At 72.4% G+C, this 18496-nt stretch carries 14 protein-coding genes; 4 read left to right on the forward strand and 10 right to left on the reverse strand.

Features of this window, described 5'->3' with window-relative positions; all coding sequences use genetic code 11:
• Positions 1–4: 4 nt before the first annotated feature.
• The 5 genes from AB4030_RS12830 to AB4030_RS12850 form a co-directional block, all read right to left on the reverse strand.
• Positions 5–964, reverse strand: coding sequence for a glycosyltransferase family 2 protein (locus tag AB4030_RS12830; protein ID WP_442279611.1), 960 nt, complete (start codon positions 962–964; stop codon positions 5–7).
• Complete coding sequence (locus tag AB4030_RS12835; RefSeq protein ID WP_442279612.1) at positions 961–2055, reverse strand: glycosyltransferase; 1095 nt, start codon at positions 2053–2055, stop codon at positions 961–963. Before AB4030_RS12835 ends, AB4030_RS12830 begins: the two co-directional genes overlap by 4 nt.
• Positions 2052–3134, reverse strand: coding sequence for a glycosyltransferase family 4 protein (locus AB4030_RS12840; RefSeq protein ID WP_442279613.1), 1083 nt, complete (start codon positions 3132–3134; stop codon positions 2052–2054). Before AB4030_RS12840 ends, AB4030_RS12835 begins: the two co-directional genes overlap by 4 nt.
• Entirely contained in the window at positions 3122–4225 is a 1104-nt protein-coding gene (locus AB4030_RS12845) for a glycosyltransferase family 1 protein (RefSeq protein WP_442279614.1), read from the reverse strand. Before AB4030_RS12845 ends, AB4030_RS12840 begins: the two co-directional genes overlap by 13 nt.
• Positions 4226–4405: 180 nt before the next feature.
• Complete coding sequence (locus tag AB4030_RS12850; RefSeq protein ID WP_442279615.1) at positions 4406–5797, reverse strand: cation:proton antiporter; 1392 nt, start codon at positions 5795–5797, stop codon at positions 4406–4408.
• Positions 5798–5923: 126 nt separating this feature from the next.
• On the opposite strand from AB4030_RS12850, the gene AB4030_RS12855 reads away from it, so the two are divergent.
• A complete protein-coding gene (locus tag AB4030_RS12855; protein ID WP_442279616.1) occupies positions 5924–6685 on the forward strand; it encodes an ANTAR domain-containing protein in 762 nt (253 codons plus the stop codon).
• Positions 6686–6694: 9 nt separating this feature from the next.
• On the opposite strand, the gene AB4030_RS12860 is transcribed toward AB4030_RS12855, so the two are convergent.
• The gene (locus AB4030_RS12860) at positions 6695–7063 is read right to left on the reverse strand and encodes a hypothetical protein (protein ID WP_442279617.1); all 369 of its coding nucleotides are present in this window, start codon (positions 7061–7063) and stop codon (positions 6695–6697) included.
• A gap of 52 nt (positions 7064–7115) precedes the next feature.
• Positions 7116–8297, reverse strand: coding sequence for a zinc-dependent alcohol dehydrogenase (locus tag AB4030_RS12865; protein ID WP_442279618.1), 1182 nt, complete (start codon positions 8295–8297; stop codon positions 7116–7118).
• Positions 8298–8350: 53 nt separating this feature from the next.
• Here AB4030_RS12865 and AB4030_RS12870 point away from each other — a divergent pair, with 53 nt between their 5' ends.
• On the forward strand, positions 8351–9427 hold the full coding sequence (locus tag AB4030_RS12870) for an SDR family NAD(P)-dependent oxidoreductase (protein WP_442279619.1): 1077 nt from the start codon (positions 8351–8353) through the stop codon (positions 9425–9427).
• A 12-nt stretch (positions 9428–9439) separates the two neighbouring features.
• Here the strand turns inward: AB4030_RS12870 and AB4030_RS12875 are convergent, their stop codons facing one another.
• The 3 genes from AB4030_RS12875 to lysX are packed head-to-tail and all read right to left on the reverse strand — an operon-like array spanning position 9440 to position 15010.
• Positions 9440–10486, reverse strand: coding sequence for an SGNH/GDSL hydrolase family protein (locus AB4030_RS12875; RefSeq protein ID WP_442279620.1), 1047 nt, complete (start codon positions 10484–10486; stop codon positions 9440–9442).
• Between the two features lie 13 nt (positions 10487–10499).
• Positions 10500–11615: an alpha/beta hydrolase gene (locus AB4030_RS12880; protein ID WP_442279621.1), complete on the reverse strand. Its 1116-nt coding sequence runs from the start codon at positions 11613–11615 to the stop codon at positions 10500–10502.
• Positions 11606–15010, reverse strand: coding sequence for a bifunctional lysylphosphatidylglycerol synthetase/lysine--tRNA ligase LysX (gene lysX / locus AB4030_RS12885; RefSeq protein ID WP_442279622.1), 3405 nt, complete (start codon positions 15008–15010; stop codon positions 11606–11608). Before lysX ends, AB4030_RS12880 begins: the two co-directional genes overlap by 10 nt.
• A 244-nt stretch (positions 15011–15254) precedes the next feature.
• Between lysX and AB4030_RS12890 the strand changes: the two genes are divergently transcribed.
• Positions 15255–16778: an FMN-binding glutamate synthase family protein gene (locus tag AB4030_RS12890; RefSeq protein WP_442279623.1), complete on the forward strand. Its 1524-nt coding sequence runs from the start codon at positions 15255–15257 to the stop codon at positions 16776–16778.
• A complete protein-coding gene (locus AB4030_RS12895) occupies positions 16775–18496 on the forward strand; it encodes a thiamine pyrophosphate-dependent enzyme (protein ID WP_442279624.1) in 1722 nt (573 codons plus the stop codon). Before AB4030_RS12890 ends, AB4030_RS12895 begins: the two co-directional genes overlap by 4 nt.

The following is an 18496-nucleotide window of genomic DNA, read 5'->3' on the forward strand; positions in this document are numbered from 1 at the left end:
CTCCTCAGGTGGACGGGGCGCTGTTCGTCCGCCAGGTGCCGTCGGCTGACCGACACGCGAGTCCCCGCGCGGCGAACACCTCGAGCCATCCCTCCATGGGCCACCAGCCCCAGCGCTCGGCGAACCGGTTGGCGTTGGCGACGATGTCGTGCACGTGCTGCACGGGAGGAGAGGCTGTCGGGTGGTGCTGGTGGTGGGCCAGCGCGCCCCCCACCCACAGGAGCCGTCCGCCCGCAGCGCCGACCCGTTGCCCGAAGTCGGTGTCCTCCCCCCCGTAGCCGACATAGCCCTCGTCGAAGCCCCCGACGGCCCTCCACGAGGGCACGGTGAGGGCGAAGGACAGCGACCAGAAGAGACGCAGGTCCTGTGCCGGGCTCGCCTCGTCAGCGGCCAGCACGGGACGGGCCGGGTGCGGTGGCGCGAGTCCGGTCAGGGCTGCCAGGCCCAGGTCGCGGTAGTCGCGTCCGGGCGGCATGGGAGGCAGGTAGGCGACCTCCCCGGCAAGGACCACCGGGCCGTCAACGAGATCCGGGTGTTGCGAATGTGGCCTGTGGCCGGCCACGGAGCCCAGCACGCCGGCATACCGTTCGAGCAGCCCTGCCGAAGGGATGCAGTCGACGTCGAGCAGCACGACCCGGTCGGCGCCGGTGGCCGCGGCCACGTCCACGCCGAGGTTGCGGGCGGCGGCCAGGGGGAGGTGGCCGCCGCGACGGCCGATCGAGGCGACGTGGACCTCCCAGCTGCCAGCGTGCTCGCGGGCGACGGCCTCCACGCGTGGGTCGTCCATGGCGACGATGACGTGCGCATCGGGGCGATGTCGCTGCTGGCGCAGTCCCCACAGCTGGCGCTCGAGGTGCTCGTGGCGCCCGTGCACGATGGTGACGACGGCCAGCGTGCCCGTCCCGCCGGAGCGAGGCGCCCGGCACGGCGGGCGAGGCAGTTCCAGCCCGAACGGGTCCGTCACGACGCCGCCCGAGTCGCCGTCCCGGGGCACTGTCGGTCGGCCAGCGCGTCGAGCCGAGCTGCGGCGGACTCCGCCCCGTGGCCGGTAGACCACGCACCCCAGCCCTCACCGCCCCGGCGGAGTGCGCGGTCGAGCAGCCCGGGCCAGCTGGCGGCCTCGGGCCACGTGTCCAGCCCCACGGCCATGCCGAGGCGGTCGACCGCCCGCGCCGTGGCCACCTGCTCGTCGAAGGGGCGGGGCTGGGCGACCACGACCGCGGGTCGTCGGGCGGCGGCCACCTCGGCCACGGCGTTCTGGCCGCCGTGGGTGACCACGACGTCGGCGGCCGCCAGGTCGGCCCACAGGTCGGGCGAGGGCGAGCCGGGTCCGCGCTCGACCCAGTCCCAGCCCGGGGTGGCGGCCCGGGCGGCCTCGACCTRCGCGGCCGAGGTGCCGCGGCCGCCGCCGCCCCACAGGAGCAGGACGCGCCGCGCCGCCGCGGCGCCTGCCCGGCTCACGGAACGGTCGACATCGAGTGCATCGGTCCCGGCCGCGTGCCCGGAGTTCTCACCGGGCGTCCGGGCCGGCCCTCGGCCGTCGAAGCGCGACAGCGCACCGACGGCCCAGAGCTTCGCCAGCCAGGACTGGGGCCAGCCCTCGGTGTGCGCGGTCTCGGGCCACGGCGCGAGCAGCCCGTCGGCGAGGTCGTAGGCGAGGGAGTGGGTTCGGTCGGTGCGCACACCCGGCATGGCGAGCACCACGACAGGCACGCCGCAGAGGCGACTCAGCACGGCGATCTCGACGGACACGTCGGCGACGACGAGGGAGGGCCGGGCACGCCGGATCCACTCGGCGACTGCGGCCATGCGGTCCGCCAGACCGGGGTCGTGCCGGGGTGCCCAGTGCAGCACCCCGTGCGCGGTGGGGTCGGCGAGCAGGGCGGCCGCGGGCGGCATCCGGTCGTCGCGCTCGAGGTGGACCCACTCCTGGTCCCAGGACAGGGGGGCGGGCAGCGAGCTGAGGCCCGTCACCGGAGACCTCAGGTGCTCGGCGACCGCCTGCAGGCGGGTCAGGTGACCCAGACCGTGGTGGTGGACGTAGTAGCCGATCACGCGGCACCGCGGAGGCCGGTGATCGACAGGTAGAGCTCGAGGTACCGCTCGACCATGACGTCGACCGAGCACGCGGCGACGGCGTGCGCGCGGCAGTCGGCCCGGTCGAGACGGACGGCCGTCGCCACGGCCTGCGCCGCCTCGCCGGACCCGGCGTCGCGCGGGAGCAGGACACCGACCCCGGGGACGACGAACTCCCGGAGGCCACCACGGTCCAGGGCGACCACCGGGGTGCCGCACGCCAGCGACTCGGCGGCGACGAGGCCGTAGGGCTCGTCCCACTCCGGCGTGACGAGCATGGCTGCACTGCTGCCGACCAGCGCCACGAGGCCGTCCGTGTCGAGGTGGCCGACGTAGGAGACGTCGTCGTCGAGCTCGCCTGCGACGTGTCGGGAGAAATAGCCGGCGTCACCGACGGGTCCGGCGATGCGCAGCCGGCGCCCGGACGCCCGCGCCATCGCGATGGCCCGGTGGGGTGCCTTCTCGGGGACGATGCGGCCGACCCACACCAGGTCGTCGCCACCCGGTCCCGCGACCCAACGCCGGACATCGACACCGTTGTGCACGACGTCCGGCGAGGCGACGTGCGACCACGACTGCGCCGTGTGCCTGCTGACGGCCACGAAGTGACTGTTCCGCCGCGATGTTCGGGCACTCGAGTCGATCGCGATCGCCGGCTCGAGCCAGGGGGTGGGCGGGGTGTGGAGGGTCGTCAGCACCGGCGCGCGGAGTGCGCCGGCCATGGCGACCGGGAGGTGGTGGAGGCTGTTGTTGTGCACGACGTCGATGTCGTCGCGCCGCTGGAGGGACAGCATGACCTGCAGGTAGGCGTGGTGCTCGCGCAACCACGCCTCCGGCACCATCGACACGTCGGCACGTGCCGTGTCGCTGAGGCGCAGTGGCGCGACGTCGAGCTCGGTCGCCCCGAGCGTGGGGTCGCTCCCGGGCCCGGCGAAGAAGGTGACGTCCACGCCGCGGCGGCGAAGGCCGCGGACGAGGTGCCACGTCAGGGACTCCAGACCGCCGGCGAACGGCTCGGCGATCGGGTGCTTCGAGGCAGCCAGGACTACGACGTGCACGTCGCACCCCGGTCGGCCACCGCGGCCAGCACGCCGGCATACACCTGCTCGTGGACGCGGGAGATCTCCTGGCGCTCGCGGCGGCGCGCCTCGGGGTCGGCCCGCCACGTCGGGCGCTCGCGGTAGGCGCGCAAGAGCCCCTCGCGCAGCGGTGGGGCGCCGTCCCCGTTCCGTTCGGGCGTCGACCCCGGCACGCCGTAGACGATGCAGGGCCGTTGGTCGGCGTAGTAGCCGCAGTCGGGGACCAGCCCCGTGGTGCCCAGGTCGTAGCACGCCTCGAGCCACCCGGAGTGGGTGCCGAAGCGATAGGGCAGGACGGAGACGTCGAGCGACTGGAGGTAGTGCCAGAGCTCGCCGTCGGTGAAGTAGTCGTGCACGTGGAGGTCGACGAGGCCGCGGCCTTCGAGCTCACGCAGGCGCGGCTCGAGCTCGACGGCATGACGGGGATGCCCGGGCGTCATGACGTCGGTGTGGGCGTCGACGCGCAGCCGCGCACCCGGAAGGTCGGGGAGCGTGGCGACGATCTCCTCGATGACGGGGAGGGGGTCCATCCCCGCTCGAAGACTCTTGGCGTGGACGCCGATGACGAAACCGGGGTGGGGCACTCGCTCCTGCGAGAGCCGCGGCTCCTCGACGACATGCGGGTGCGGCACGACGATCGCCTCACGACCCCAACGGGCCGCGATCTCCGCCGCCGCCCCGGGAGTCAGGGTCAGGACGGCATCCGCCGCCTCGACGAGGACGCCGAGCTGGGCGTCGTGCAGTCCTCGCTCGACGTGGTGCGGGTTGCGCAGGTCGTGCACCGTGACGACGAGCGGGCGGCCGTGACGGCGCAGGCTCGAGACGACGTCTGCGAGGTCGTCGGGCGAGACGGCGTCGAAGCCGAAGTGCACGTGCATGAGGTCGAACTCGTCGGCATGCTCGTCGACCCAACCCGGCTCGAGCATCCGGGGCGGCCACCACTGCGCGTCGGGGACGTCGGCGCGCGGTCGTGGGTCGGGCAGGCGGGTGACCGTCGTCCGGCCGTCCGGCGGCGCGAGGTGCCGGACGTAGACGTGGCCTGACGGAACGGATGCGATGACGGGACTCAACCGGTTGCCTCTCGGTGCGCACGCCCGACGCACACCGATCGAGGGGGCGTCGGCGCGGGGTCGGGGGCCGCTGGGCTGGAGCCTCCCCAGCACTCATACCCGCGCGGGGGTGCCTGCACACCTGCCGGACCGTGCCTGCGTGGTCGGCCCGTTCCGAGGGGAGCGTATGCGTCAGGCGCGCTATGCCCGGCCCGCGCCCTCTGCTCGGCCGGCGCGCTCACGGCGGCGCTCGAGATAGCGCATGACCGGCGTCGCGAGCGTCCCGTGCACCATGACCGACAGCAGGATCGTGAAGGCGACCGTGGACCACATCCAGCGCTCGTCGGAGAAGGCGTGCTCGCCGGCGGCGAAGGCGAGGTAGTAGAGCGAGCCGATGCCGCGCACCCCGAAGAACGCGGTCGCGAGCGTCTCTCGGCGGCCGAGGCCCCCCGGCAGATTCGCGGGACGGGCCCGCAGGCGCAGGCTCACCCACCCGGCGAGGGGGCGCAGGACGAAGACGAGGGCCAGGGCGATCACCACCCCGCGCCAGTCGAGGTGCCCGAGCACGCCCTTGGTCATCGCCATACCGAGCATGAGCAGGATGATCAGCGTCAGCAGACGCTCGAGCCGCTGGACCACCTCGTGCATGGAGCGGTGGTAGTGGTGGTTGCGTTCGGCCGCCCGCAGGGTCATCCCGCACGCGAAGACCGACAGGAACCCGTAGCCGCCCACGAGCTGGCTGGCGCCGTACGTCAGGACGAGGGCCGCCAGGGCGAGGAGGGGCTCACCCTGCTCAGCGAGACGCAGTGAGCGCCGCGAGGACCGGAAGGCGATGCGGGCCAGGCCCCAGCCGACCGTGATGCCCACCGCGACGCCGATGACGACCTTGCCGACGAGGTCCCACGCGAACCACTGCAGGCCCCACGAACCCACCGAGGACAGTCCTCCGGCGGAGGCGAGCAGCAGGGCCGCGGTGACGAACGGGAAGGCGAGACCGTCGTTGAGACCTGCCTCGGAGGTCAGCGCGAAGCGCACGTCGTCCTTCTCGTCGACAGGCTCGCCCAGTGCCTGGTCGTCGTCGGGAGGAGAACCCGCACCCTCGTCCGCGGCATCGTCAGGAGTGCTCGTGGTGTCGACGCGTGGGCCCTCGACCTGGACGTCGCTGGCCAGCACGGGGTCGGTCGGGGAGAGGGCCGCCCCCAGGAGCAGGGCGGCGGCGGGCGCGATGCCGAGCCCCCAGCCGAGCAACGCCACGGAGGCGATCGTCAGGGGCATCGCGATGGCCAGCAGTCGCCACGTCGGGGACCACGCGGCCCACGAGGCACGGCTGCGCCAGTCCAACGAGCGGTCGATGGCGAGGCCGACACCCATGAGGGCGACGAGGATCGTGAACTCGGTGACCCGCTCGACCTGCGGTCGGATGACGACCGGGTCGAGGCGCATCCCCTCGGGCAGTGGGAGCAGGCCGATGGCCATGCCGAGGAGCAGGAGCACCATCGCTGCCGACACGGCATACCGGTCGAGCACGGAGGGGAGCACCGCTGCGAGGAACATCGCCGCTCCGGCGATGAGGTAGATCAGGTTGATGGACATGACGACACGCAGGTGCTCCTCGGGGTTGGCCTCCTGATGACCTACCCGGGACGGTGGCCCTCCGATCGGCTCTCGCCTCGGTACTCGCCAAGGTCTACGGTCGACGGGAGAAGGGACGGTGAGCGGATGGGCGCTGACGAGCTCCAGCAGGCCGAGGACGAGCTGCGCGTGGTCGCCGAGTCCTTCGGCCAGCTCGGTGCCGAGCTCGAGTCCATGGAGCCCGCCGACACCCTGGACGCCGTGGTCCGGATGGCCGTAGACCGCGTGCCAGGTTCCGTCTGCGCGAGCATCACGACCTACGAGCACGGCCGCTTCCGGACGGTCGCGGCGACCGACGACCGGGCCCGTCGCGCCGACGACATCCAGTACGCCCTGGGCTCGGGTCCCTGCCTCGACGCCATCGTCGAGGACGCGCTCTATCGCCCGCGCGACCTGCGTCACGACAAACGGTGGCCGGAGTACGGCGAGCGGGTCTCGAGGGAGCTCGGTCTGCTCAGCATGCTCAGCTACCGCCTCGGCCACGAGACGGACGACAGCATCGACGGCCTCAACATCTATGCGGACGAGGTGGCCGCGTTCGACGAGCACGCCGAGCTCGTCGGTCTCATGCTCGCCACCCACGGGGCCCTGGCGGTCGCCCTGTCGGCCAACCAGCAGCAGGTCGAGAACCTCCGGAAGGCCCTCGTCAGCAACCGCGAGATCGGGGTCGCCATGGGCGTGTTGATGACCCGGCACCAGGTGACGCGTGACCAGGCCTTCGGGCTGCTGCGGATGGCGAGCCAGAACACCAACCGCAAGCTGCACGAGGTGGCCCGGGAGGTCGCCGACACCGGCGTCCTGCCGACGATCGGCGGCGGCCGACCGCGGCTCGAGGACGCCACGGACTGACGGCGACGCTCAGTCGCGCTCCCACGGCGCGTCCTCGCCCATCTTCGCGTAGTACTTCGCGAGGTGGCTGCGGACGCGGTCGCGGTCCTTCTCGGGCAGGTCCACGCCCCCACGGGACCCCTGCATGACGGCGGCCGCGGCCATGACCCCGCGGGGCACGGCCCGGAGGCGACCGTCCACGACATCCGCGACGAGCAGCTTGTATGCCGTGAAGTTCGTCTTGTGCTCGGCGTCGTACCAGACGTGGGCGTCGCGGTACTTCTCGTTCGGCTCGTCGGTGGCGCCGGCCCACTCGCGGACCCGCTTCTCCGCGGCGTCGCCGTCCCACTCCCGGTCGCGGTCGGCCAGGGGCAGGTCCTGGAAGCTGGTCACACTCATCGGCTTCTCCTTGCTCGGTGGATGGGGGCTGCGTGCGGGGTCGGCGCGTGTCTCAGGGCGTGAGGACGACCTTGAGGCACTCGTCCTGCTTCTCCTGGAAGACTCGGTAGAGGTCCGGTGCGTCGTCGAGGCCGGCACGGTGCGTGGCCAGGCCCTCGAGGCCGAGCACGTCGTCGTCGGTCCGGACGATGTCGAGCAGCTCGTCGCTCCAGCGGCGCACGTGGCACTGGCCCATCCGGACCGTCAGGCCTTTGTCGAAGAGCTCCATCATCGGCATCGGGTCGGCGGAGCCGCCGTAGACGCCGCTGATCGACAAGGTGCCGCCACGGCGGACGGCCGCGACCGCGGTGTGCAGAGCGGCCAGACGGTCGATGCCGAAGCGTTCGATGGCTCCTCGGGCGACGGGCTTGGGCAGGCGGCTGGCTGCTCCCATTACCATCTCCGACAAGGGGTTTCCGTGCGCCTCCATGCCCACCGCGTCGATCACGGCATCGGGTCCTCGGCCGTCCGTCATCTCGATGAGCGCATCGACGACCTCGGTGTCGCGCGCATCGATGACCTCGGCGCCGTGGGCGCGGGCCTTCTCGATCCGGTCCGGCACGAGGTCGACCCCGATGACGCGTCCGACCCCGCGGTGCCGGGCCGCCCGGACGGCGAGCTGCCCGACGGGGCCGAGCCCGAGGACCGCAAGGGTGTCGTTGGCGCTGACGTCGGCGTACTCCACCGCCTGCCAGGCGGTCGGCAGGATGTCGGACAGGTAGAGGAAGCGCTCGTCCGGCCGCTCGTGGGGGATGACGATCGGACCGAAGTCGGCATGCGGCACCCGGACGTACTCCGCCTGGCCGCCGGGCACGGATCCGTAGAGGCTCGTGTAGCCGAAGAGGCTGGCGCCCTTGCCCGACGCGGTGTTCTGAGTGGTCTCACACTGCGCGAAGAAACCGCGCTGGCACATCCAGCACCGTCCGCAGGAGATGTTGAAGGGCACGACGACCCGGTCACCCACGGCCAGCGTGGCGACGTCCGGGCCGACCTCCTCGACGATGCCCATGAACTCGTGGCCGAGGACGTCCCCCGGCTGGAGGTAGGGGGCGAGCACCCGGTAGAGGTGCAGGTCCGAGCCGCAGATGGCGGTGGATGTGACTCGCACGATGGCGTCAGTGGTGTCAGCGATGACGGGGTCGGGTACGTCGGTCACACGGACGTCCTCGATGCCGTGCCAGGTGAGAGCCCTCATGTCGTGGCTCCTACCCATGGCGGCACGAGGGAAAACCCGCCAGGAGGCGCAGCATGCACCCGACCCGACCGAGCGACCGGGCCCTGTCCGACGCGACAGCGTCGACCGAGACGACCGAGACGACCGAGACGACCGAGACGACCGAGACGACCGAGACGACCGAGACCTCCGCCGAGCGGCCGGTGGCCGTCGTCCTCGGCGGGTCTCGCGGGCTGGGACTGCTCATCGCCCGGGAGCTGCTGACCCGCGGGCACCGCGTGGTGGTCGCGGCCCGGGACGTCGAGGAGATCGAGGGCGCGGCACGGACCTTGAGCGAGTGGGGACCCGTGTCGGGGGAGCGGTGCGATGTCCGGGACCGTCACGACGTCGGGGAGCTGGTGGGCCGGGTCGAGCACGTCGTCGGCCCCATCGAGGTCCTCGTCACGGTGGCCGGGGTCATCCAGACCGCTCCCGTCGAGTCACTCGTTCTCCACGAGTTCGAAGACGCGATGGACACCATGGCCTGGGGTCCCATCCATGCCGCCATGACGGTGCTGCCCCACATGCGTCGTCGCGGACGCGGGCGGATCGGGACGGTGACCTCCATCGGGGGCATGGTGTCGCCGCCGCACCTGCTGCCGTATGCCACGGCGAAGTTCGCCGCTGTCGGCTTCTCGGACGGCCTCGCGGCGGCTCTCAGCGGGAGCGGCGTCACGGCCACGACCATCGTGCCCGGCCTCATGCGGACCGGTGGTCACCAGCATGCGCGCTTCGGCGGTGACGCCGCGGCGGAGTACGCGTGGTTCGCGTCGGCCGCCTCGCTCCCCCTCCTGTCCGTCGACGCCGATCGTGCCGCCCGGCGGATCGTCGATGCCGTGCTCGCCGGCCGCCCGATGGTCGTCCTCACGCCGCTGGCCTGGCTCGGGATCCGGTTCCGTGGGCTCGCCCCGGCGACGACGACGCGCCTCATGGGGCTGATGGGTCGGCTGTTGCCCGACGCGCCCGGGCGGGAGGGGGCCCGGACGGCCCCGGGCCACGAGGCGAGACGCCGGCTCGGGTCCCCCCTCGTCGACCGGCTGACGATCCTCGGCGACCGGGCGGCACGGCGCAACAACGAGGGAGCGCGTCGAGCGTCCGACACCGTGACGTGACGGCGGACGATCTCAGGGCGCCGCCGTCCAGGCGGGCACCGCTCCCGTCGTGAGGAGCTGGTCCACCACGGCCCCGGCGAGGAGGGCGTGGCCGTCGGCATTCGGGTGGTCGCCGTCGAAGAGCAGGTCGTCCGTGGGGTCGCGCGTGCCGGTCGGGCCCTTCAGCGGGCTGTACGCGTCGACGTAGACGGTCCCTGTCGTGGTGGCCACCTGCTGGATGGTCTCGTTGACGAGCCGGGTGAGCGCGTCGCTGCCGAGCACGTAGCTCTCGCCCAGCGCACGACCGACCGACCCGTCGACGGTGATGTTCCAGTAGCCGAGCAGGGCGATGCGCAGGTCCGGGCGGTGGTCGATGCTGCGGACCGTCTGGATGATCTGGGTCAGCCCGTCGCGCAGTCCGGCCACCGTCGAGGACCAGCAGGCCGACCCCGCGGCCGGGAAGCAGCTGCTGTCCTCGACGCGGTCGAGGTTGAAGTCGTTCGCGCCCACCTCGACGACCACGAGGTCGGCACTGGCGAGGTGGTCGCGGGTCGGTGCGGAGTCGAGGTCGGAGACGACGTCAGCGGTGGTCCAGCCGCCGTTGGCGTCGTTGTGCACCACCCAGCCGCGGTGGGTCAGCTGCCCGAGCCTGCTGCCCGTCTGCTCGACGTAGCCGGTGCAGCCGCACGTCTCCGCCGAGGGCACCGAGTCGCCGAGCCCGACCAGGGTCAGGGGCCCCTTGGCAACGGACGGGCTTGCCGAGGGTGTCGCAGGGTCGGCTCCCGAGGCTCCCGAGGCTCCCGAGGCTCCCGAGGCTCCCGAGGCTCCCGAGGCTCCCGAGGCTCCCGAGGCTCCCGAGGCTCCCGCGGGACCGCTCGCGAGGGTCGGGGTTGGGCCGGGCGCGGGCTCGACCGTGGGAGACGGGAGCAGTCCCGGGACGATCCCGCTCACGACGAGGCCCACGAGCGCCGCCAGACCGAGCAGCACCGCGATGACGTGGTGGGAGGCAGGGCGACCACGTGCGCGAGACCGCGCTGGGGCGTCGGGCCGCGGCGCCCTCGGCAGGTCGCCGGACGGCATACGCCCTCCTCCTTCAGGCACGGAACCCGGGCAGGGTCTGGGCCAGCCAGGTCAGGGCGTTCGGCACGTAGGGGGTGAACACGTCGAGACGGTGCCCGCCGTGCGCGAGGACGGTGGCCGTGACGTCGAGCGGTGGCCGGGCGACACTGAGGAACTTCGACGTCGTCGGATAGGACAGGGAGTCCTCTCGCGAGGTGAGCACCCACATCGCCACGGGTGGTGGCGCGTTGCGCGCGAGGGCGACCAGGTCGTAGTTGCGCAGGCCGTCCGTGGTCAGCGGGTCGTAGGCCGCGCTGAAGTCGGGGCGGAAGTAGCCCTGGAGCACGACCGCGGCGCCGTAGACATCCGGGTGACGCATGGTCAACGACGCCGCGCACCAGGCGCCGTAGGAGTAGCCCACCGTGGCCCAGGAGGTGCGCTTGCGCTGGACCCGGAAGTGGTGGACGGTCCACGCCGGGAGGTCGTGCGCGAGCCAGGTGTCGGTCTGCGGCTGACCGGGACCGCCGTTGACGCACTCGGTGTCGAGGCTGGCCGGGGTGTCGATGCGCGGCACGACGACGATCGACGGCGCCATGCGGTGCTGCGACGTCAACAGGTCGATGGTGCTGATGAAGTTGAGCCCCAGGAAGGTGCTCGGGCTCCCCGGGAAGCCGTGCAGGCCCACGATGACCGGGTAGGTCCGCGGCGAGTGTGGGTCGTAGCCGGCCGGGAGGTAGACGTAGACCTGCGCCTTGGCGTTCGAGCGCGCCGCGACGACGGTGTAGGTCTGCAGTCGGGTGGACGGCTGTGGCAGCCCGGGCAGCACCCCGGGGGTGACGGCGCCGCCGAGGCCCGGACCGTGCACCGGCGCCGCGACGACCTCGGGGACCGTGCCGCCCTGGTGGGTCTGGACGGAGGAGGAGCGGGACCCGAAGAGGTCGCCCCAGCTGGAGTAGAAGAGGTACTGGTCGTTGAGCGCCGCTCCGGCCACGGCGACGACGATCACGTTGAGCAGGAGCACCTGGGCACCCCGCACCGCCCCGGCCACGACCGGACGCCGGGAGCGGGGCAGTCCCGCGACGAGCAGGCCGAAGAGGGCGAGTGCGATGACGCCCAGCAGGGCGAGCAGGCTGGCATCGGTCAGCTCCATGCAGGGCTCGCTTCTCGAGGGGCTGGGGTGGGTGTGGTGACCCGAGCGTCTCCGGCCTCGCGGGCGGGGCGGGCGGAACCGGCCTCTCGGGCGGCGAGGGCGCCGGGCGCCGGGCGGGTGAAGGGAAAGGTGAGCACCGAGCGGATCGGGGTGTTGGTGAGCAGCATGACGAGCCGGTCGACCCCGAGCCCGAGACCTCCGCTCGGCGGCATGCCGGTCTCCAGGGCCAGGAGGAAGTCCTCGTCGACCTCCATCGCCTCCGGGTCACCGGCGGCGGCCTTGAGCGACTGCTCCGTGAGCCGGGTCCGCTGGTCGAGGGGGTCCGTCAGCTCGCTGTATGCCGTGCCGATCTCCATCCCGGCCACGACGAGGTCCCAGCGTTCCACGAGCCCGTCCTCCCGGCGGTGCGGACGGGTCAACGGAGAGGTCTCCCGCGGGAAGTCGACGTAGAAGGTCGGCTGCAGGGTCGTCGGCTCGACGAGAGCGGCATACAGCTCCTCGATGACGGCGCCGGCCCCCATCTCGGGACGCACCCGGACCCCGTGCATCGCGGCGATGCCGAGGAGCACGTCGATGTCGGTGCCCATCGTCACCGTGCTCCCGACCGCCTCCGAGACGGCATCGAGCACGGGGACGACGAGCCACTCACCGCTGATGTCGAGCAGCTCGACACCGTCGAGGCCGGCGCGGACCTGGCCGGCAGCCGGGACGGGGATCACCTCACGACCGTGCACGGCGCGGGCCGCCTCCCGGACGACACGTTCCGCGAGCAGGCGCATCGTCACGTAGTCACCATGGGGCTGGTAGACCTCGAGCGAGGTGAACTCGGGGTTGTGCGTCGCGTCGGCGCCCTCGTTGCGGAAGTTCCGACCGAGCTCGAAGACCGGCCCGAGGCCGGCGACGAGGAGCCGTTTGAGGTAGAGCTCGGGCGCGATGCGCAGGGACAGGTCGACGCCGTAGGCGTTGATGAAGGTCCGGAAGGGGCGAGCGCTCGCTCCGCCGTGCGTCGTGTGGAGCATGGGCGTCTCCACCTCGAGGAAGCCGGCGTCGGTGAGGCTGCGACGGATCGCGCCGACGACCGCCGAGCGGCGGCGCAGCAGCTCGACGCTGCCCGGGTGCACGAGCAGGTCGGTCGAGCGTTGCCGGGCCTTGGCAGCGGGGTCCTCGAAGGCGTCGAAGGGGATGGGGTGCAAGGACTTGGCCTCCATCCGCCAGGTCTGCGCGAGAAGGCTCCGGGTGCCGGAGCGGGAGAGGCCGGTCGTGCCGTCGACACGCACGAGGTCGCCGACGTCGACGAACGCCGTGAACTGGTCGAGGCCCTCGCGACCGAGGCGCGCCGCGTCGAGCAGCACCTGCACCCGGGCGTCGCCGTCGACCAGGGTGGCGAAGACGACGCCGCCGTGGTCACGCACCTGGCGCACGCGCCCCACCACCGAGAGCGTGCGCCGCCCGTCCCAGTCCTGCGCGTCGAGGTCGGCGAGCGGTGTCGTGGCGACCGACGAGGCGCCGACGGGGTAGGCGTCGAGACCGGCCTCGCGCATCCGTTCGACGGTCGCGGCCCGGTGGCGGAACTGGTCGGAACGCCGCGGACCGAGCGCCTCGACGTCGGCGCTGGTCGCAGCCATCTCGGCGGCCAGCGCCAGGTGCTCGGGGTCGAGCTCCGTCGAGGAGCTCCGCAGGGAGGGATAGCGCACGAAGCCCTCCGCGGCGCCGACCGCCACGGCGACCTGGGGCAGCGAGACCGCGTCGTCGTAGCAGAGGAACCGGGGCTGCCACGACGGCTCGTACTTCTTGTTCGAGCGGTACAGCCGCTCGAGCTGCCAGACGCGGTCGAGCAGACCGAGCACCGAGGCGCCGACCCGCGTGAGCGACCGCGACCCGAGGCGTTCGGCGTCTTCGAAGACCGCCCTGAACATGCAGAAGTTGAGCGAGACCCGGGTGAGGCCGAGCTGGCGCGAGCGCGTGAGGAGCTCGTTCACCATGAGCTCGGTGACGCCGTGGGGCGCCTCGGGGGACCGGCGCATGACGTCGAGGGAGACTCCGGCACGTCCCCAGGGCACGAGGGACAGGAGTCCGACGAGAGACCCGTCGGGCCCGTGCGCGGTCACGTGCAGGACCTCGTCGTCCGCGCGGTCGCCCGACCGGCCCAAGGCCATGGAGAAGCCGCGGTCGGTCTCTCCCCGGCGCCAGGCCTCCGCGCGATCCGAGAGCTCGGAGAGCTCGTCAGCACGCAGCTCGCGCTGGCGGCGTACCTGCACCTCGATCCCGGCGCGGGCGGCCCGGCTGACGGCGTGCCGTACCGGTGACAGGGAGGCTCGTCGCAGGTCGTAGTGCGCAGGGTCGAGGATCGCCTCGTCCCCGAGGAGCAGCACGCGCATGCCCCCGGTGGCGGCATACGCCCGGGCTCCTCTTTCACTGGCGCCCACCACCGCGGGCACCCAGCCGAACTCGCGGGCCTCGGCCCGCCAGGCCTCGATGGCCGGCTGCCAGCTGTCGCGGTGCCCCACGGGGTCGGCGGACGCGAGCGACACTCCTGCGATGACGCGGTAGGTCACGGCCGCGCGGCCGTCGGGGGAGAACACCGAGGCCTTGTCGCGGCGGGTCGCGAAGTAGCCGAGGGAGTCCTCGGAGCCGTGCCGGGCGAGCAGGCCGCGCAGGGCCACCTCGCGGTCCTGCGACCACCGGCTGCGGGGACGGGCCGAGGCGAGGAAGAGGGTGACCGCTGCGAGGATCGTCAGCGCCGCGCAGGCCGCGACCACGTCGACGACCCAGGGTGGGATGCCGGCGAGGTTGCGGCGCCCGACGCCTCCGAAGGCGGCGAGCACCGTGCCGACGAGCTCTCGCACCTGGGACCGCGGTGCGTTGACCGCGCCGACGAGCAGCCAGGCGACGACGGTGGTGACCGCCGAGCCGACCGCGAGGGCAGCAGCGGCCAGCCCCCATGAGCCGCGCTGCAGGCGACCGGTGAACTCGCCACGGATGCGCCACAGCCACCAGAGGGCGATGACGGCCACGACCATGGAGACGGTGTCGAGGCCACGGCCCAGATCCCCCCGGGTCTCCCACATCTCGCTGAGTGGCAGCCGCACGCGGGGGAGCATCTCGGCGACGCCGAGGTAGATCCCGAACGCCTGGAAGACGGCGACGAACCAGAGCCCGATGCGCTTGCGACCCCACAGTGCCCGCGTGGCGAGGGCCAGCACGACGACCGACACGAAGGTCGCCCCGACCGGCACGTTGAGCAGGCCGAAGACCTCCTCGGCAAGGGTCGGGTGGGTGTGGGAACGCGCGAAGAGGGTGAGCGCGAGCGCCACGACGGTGGCGACGGCGTAGAGACCGGTGACCAGCCGAGCAGGACGGTGCGAAGCCGGCGTCCGGAAGATTCGGGTCCCCATGAGCCCGACGATCCCCGATCCGGCTGGTTGTTTGCTGGATGGTCCCTGTGACGAATCGGCCCTCGCCCGAGCATGGGGTGAACCCCCGACGAGACGTTGACTCAGGAACCTCTCAGGTAGCCGGCCCGGCCTCGCGGGTAGGTCGCTGGGGGACGCGAACGACGGAGTGCGCCTGCCCGAGCGCGCGCTCCCGACCTGTACGCGGGTCGGCACTCGGCCCGTCCGATCGAGCAGGAGGCAAGCCGTGGGTCGCAGCAGATGGGTGGTCGGGGGAGCCGGCGCGGGGGCGGCGGGGTTGGCGGCGTGGGACTTCCTCCAGCGCAAGCACACGATCCTGCGGCGCTATCCCGTCGTCGGCCACCTGCGTTACCTGCTCGAGGACATCCGCCCCGAGCTGCAGCAGTACTTCATCGAGCGCGACTGGGACGGCCGACCCTTCGACCGCGACACGCGTTCGGTCGTCTACGAGCGGGCCAAGGGCATCCACGGCGAGCGCCCTTATGGCACCGAGCTCGACGTCAACGCGGTCGGCTACGAGTACCTCTTGCACTCTGCTGCCCCGGCCGACCCGCCCGACGCTCCGGCCCGCGTCCTCGTCGGCGGTCCTGACTGCACCAAGCCCTATTCCATGGCGCTGCTCAACGTGTCGGCGATGAGCTTCGGTGCCCTGTCCGCCAACGCGATCCGCGCCCTCAACAAGGGTGCGGCGCTCGGTGGGTTCGCGCACGACACCGGCGAGGGTGGCCTGTCGCCCTACCACCTCGAGAACGGTGGCGACATCGTCTGGGAGATCGGCACGGGCTACTTCGGCGCCCGCACCAAGGATGGCGACTTCGACCCGGCCTCCTTCGCGGACAAGGCGTCCGGGGAGTCCGTCAAGTGCGTCTCGCTCAAGCTGAGCCAGGGTGCCAAGCCCGGCATCGGCGGGGTGCTGCCCGCGGCCAAGGTGAGCCGGGAGATCGCTGACATCCGGCAGGTGCCGCAGGGTGAGAAGTGCGTCAGCCCGCCGAGCCACCGTGTCTTCCACACACCCGTCGAGCTCATCGAGTTCATTGCCCGCATGCGTGAGCTGGCCGGCGGCAAGCCGACCGGTTTCAAGCTCTGCGTCGGTTCGCGGGTCGACGTCCTCGCCATCTGCAAGGCGATGGTGGAGGTGGGCACGACTCCGGACTTCATCGTCGTGGACGGCTCCGAGGGTGGCACGGGCGCCGCGCCACTGGAGTTCGAGGACCACGTCGGCATGCCGCTCACCCACGGCCTGATGACCGTGCACAACGCGCTCGTCGGGGTGGGACTGCGCGACCGCGTGCGCGTCGGGGCGAGCGGCAAGGTCGCGGCCGGCAACGACGTCGTCAAGCGGCTCATCCAGGGCGCCGACTACACCAACTCCGCCCGGGCGATGATGATGGCCGCGGGGTGCATCCAGGCCCAGCGCTGCCACACCGACAAGTGTCCGAGCGGCGTCGCCACTCAGAACGCCCGTCGAGCCAGGGCGCTCGACGTCGGGGACAAGAGCGAGCGCGTGCACCGCTACCAGGAGGCGACGGTCGACGAGGCCATGCGGATCATGGCTGCGATGGGGATCACCGACCCGGCGGACCTGACGCCGCACCACCTGCGGCTCAACATCTCGGCCACCCGCAACCAGTCCTACGCCGAGCTCTACGACTGGCTCGAGCCGGGGCAGCTGCTCACGGAGCCCCCACGGGACTGGGCCCACGACTGGGCCGCGGCCAGCGCCGACCACTTCGGCGGGAGGCTGTCATGACCACCGTCGCCGAGCACATCATCACCTCGTTGGCCGACGCGGGAGTGACCCAGGTCTGGGGTGTGGTCGGCGACGCCCTCAACCCGCTGACCGACGCGATCCGCACGGAGGAGCGCATCGAGTGGGTGGGGGTGCGGCACGAGGAGGTCGCGGCCTTCGCCGTCAGCGCGCAGGCCCAGCTGACCGGCACGCTCGGGGTGTGCATGGGCACGGTCGGTCCCGGTTCGATCCACCTGCTCAACGGCCTCTACGACGCGAAGAAGTCGCACGCGCCGGTCCTGGCCATCTGCGGACAGGTCCCGAGCCCGGAGATCGGCACCGACTTCTTCCAGGAGGTCGACAACAACGCCCTGTTCGCCGACGTGTCCGTGTGGAGCCAGACCCTGACGTCGGCCGAGCAGCTGCCCTACCTGCTCGAGCAGGCCGTCAACGCGGCCCAGTCGATGCGCGGTGTCGCCGTGCTGACCCTGCCCGGTGACGTCGGCGACCTCCCGGTCGACAAGTCGGTGCGGCCCGCCACGTTCGCGCCCGCAGGGGTGCCCGCGCCGGCACCCGACGCCCAGGTCGAGGCAGCCGTCGCCGCCCTGGCGGGCGACGCACCGGTGACTCTCCTCGTCGGCTGCGGGGCTCGTGACGCCAGGTCGCAGGTGCTCGAGCTGGCCGACGTCCTCGCGGCCCCGATGGTGCTGACGCTCAAGGCGAAGGAGGGGCTCGAGCATGACAACCCGTTCGAGGTCGGCCAGTCCGGGCTCATCGGCAACCCCGCAGCCGCCAAGGCGATGGACGACTGCGACGTGCTCGTCCTCGTCGGCACCGACTTCCCCTACCGCGACTGGTACCCGACGGGGAAGACCGTCATCCAGCTCGACGCGCGCGGCGAGCACGTCGGCCGACGCACGCCCGTGCAGCACGCCCTGGTCGGTGACGCCGCGGCGACGCTCGACCGGCTCGTCCCACGTCTCGACCGGCGCGCGGACCGCGCCCACCTCGAGACGGCCCGCACGGCATACCAGAAGTGGCACGAGCGGCAGCGCTCGCTGCTCGACCCGAACCACGACGAGACGCTGCTCGGGCGGGCCCGCGCCGTCCTGGACAACCCCGACGAGCGGATCCGGCCGGAGGCGGTGGCCGCAGCCGTGGACCGGCTGGCACCGGACACGACGATCTTCACGAGCGATACCGGCATGTCGACGGCGTGGCTCGCGCGCTTCGTCACGATGCGAGGCACTCGACGGCTCGTCGGCTCCTACAACCTCGGATCGATGGCCAACGCGCTGCCGATGGCGCTCGGCGCGCAGGCCCTCGACCGCACCCGTCCCGTCGTGGCCTTCGCCGGGGACGGCGGACTCATGATGCTGCTCGGTGACCTGCGCACCGCCGTGACCTACCGGCTCCCGGTCGTCGTCGTCGTCTTCGACAACGGGCGGCTCGGCATGGTGAAGCTCGAGCAGGAGCAGGGCGGGCTGCCGGAGTTCGGGACCGAGCTCGACAACCCGGACATCGCCGCCGTCGCAGCGGCGATGGGGCTGACGAGCCGCCGCGTCACGGAGGCAGACCAGCTGGACGACGCCGTCACCTGGGCGCTCGCCGCCGACGGGCCGGTGCTGCTCGACGTCGTGACGAACCCCGACGAGGTCGCCATCCCGCCGAAGCCCAAGCTCGCCCAGGGCTGGGGCTTCGCGATCGCCAAGGCCAAGGAGGTCGTGGAGAGCCGGTAG

Origin of the sequence: Terrabacter sp. 2YAF2 (genome assembly GCF_052114705.1) — a bacterium.
GTDB lineage: Bacteria > Actinomycetota > Actinomycetes > Actinomycetales > Dermatophilaceae > Terrabacter.

Excerpts from the sequence above, each read along its gene's own strand:
- AB4030_RS12860 (WP_442279617.1), bottom strand. The coding sequence starts at position 7,063 with ATGAGTGTGACCAGCTTCCAGGACCTGCCCCTGGCCGACCGCGACCGG.
- lysX (WP_442279622.1), bottom strand. The coding sequence starts at position 15,010 with ATGGGGACCCGAATCTTCCGGACGCCGGCTTCGCACCGTCCTGCTCGG.
- AB4030_RS12850 (WP_442279615.1), bottom strand. The coding sequence starts at position 5,797 with ATGTCCATCAACCTGATCTACCTCATCGCCGGAGCGGCGATGTTCCTC.
- AB4030_RS12875 (WP_442279620.1), bottom strand. The coding sequence starts at position 10,486 with ATGCCGTCCGGCGACCTGCCGAGGGCGCCGCGGCCCGACGCCCCAGCG.
- AB4030_RS12865 (WP_442279618.1), bottom strand. The coding sequence starts at position 8,297 with ATGAGGGCTCTCACCTGGCACGGCATCGAGGACGTCCGTGTGACCGAC.
- AB4030_RS12855 (WP_442279616.1), top strand. The coding sequence starts at position 5,924 with ATGGGCGCTGACGAGCTCCAGCAGGCCGAGGACGAGCTGCGCGTGGTC.
- AB4030_RS12880 (WP_442279621.1), bottom strand. The coding sequence starts at position 11,615 with ATGGAGCTGACCGATGCCAGCCTGCTCGCCCTGCTGGGCGTCATCGCA.
- AB4030_RS12870 (WP_442279619.1), top strand. The coding sequence starts at position 8,351 with ATGCACCCGACCCGACCGAGCGACCGGGCCCTGTCCGACGCGACAGCG.
- AB4030_RS12895 (WP_442279624.1), top strand. The coding sequence starts at position 16,775 with ATGACCACCGTCGCCGAGCACATCATCACCTCGTTGGCCGACGCGGGA.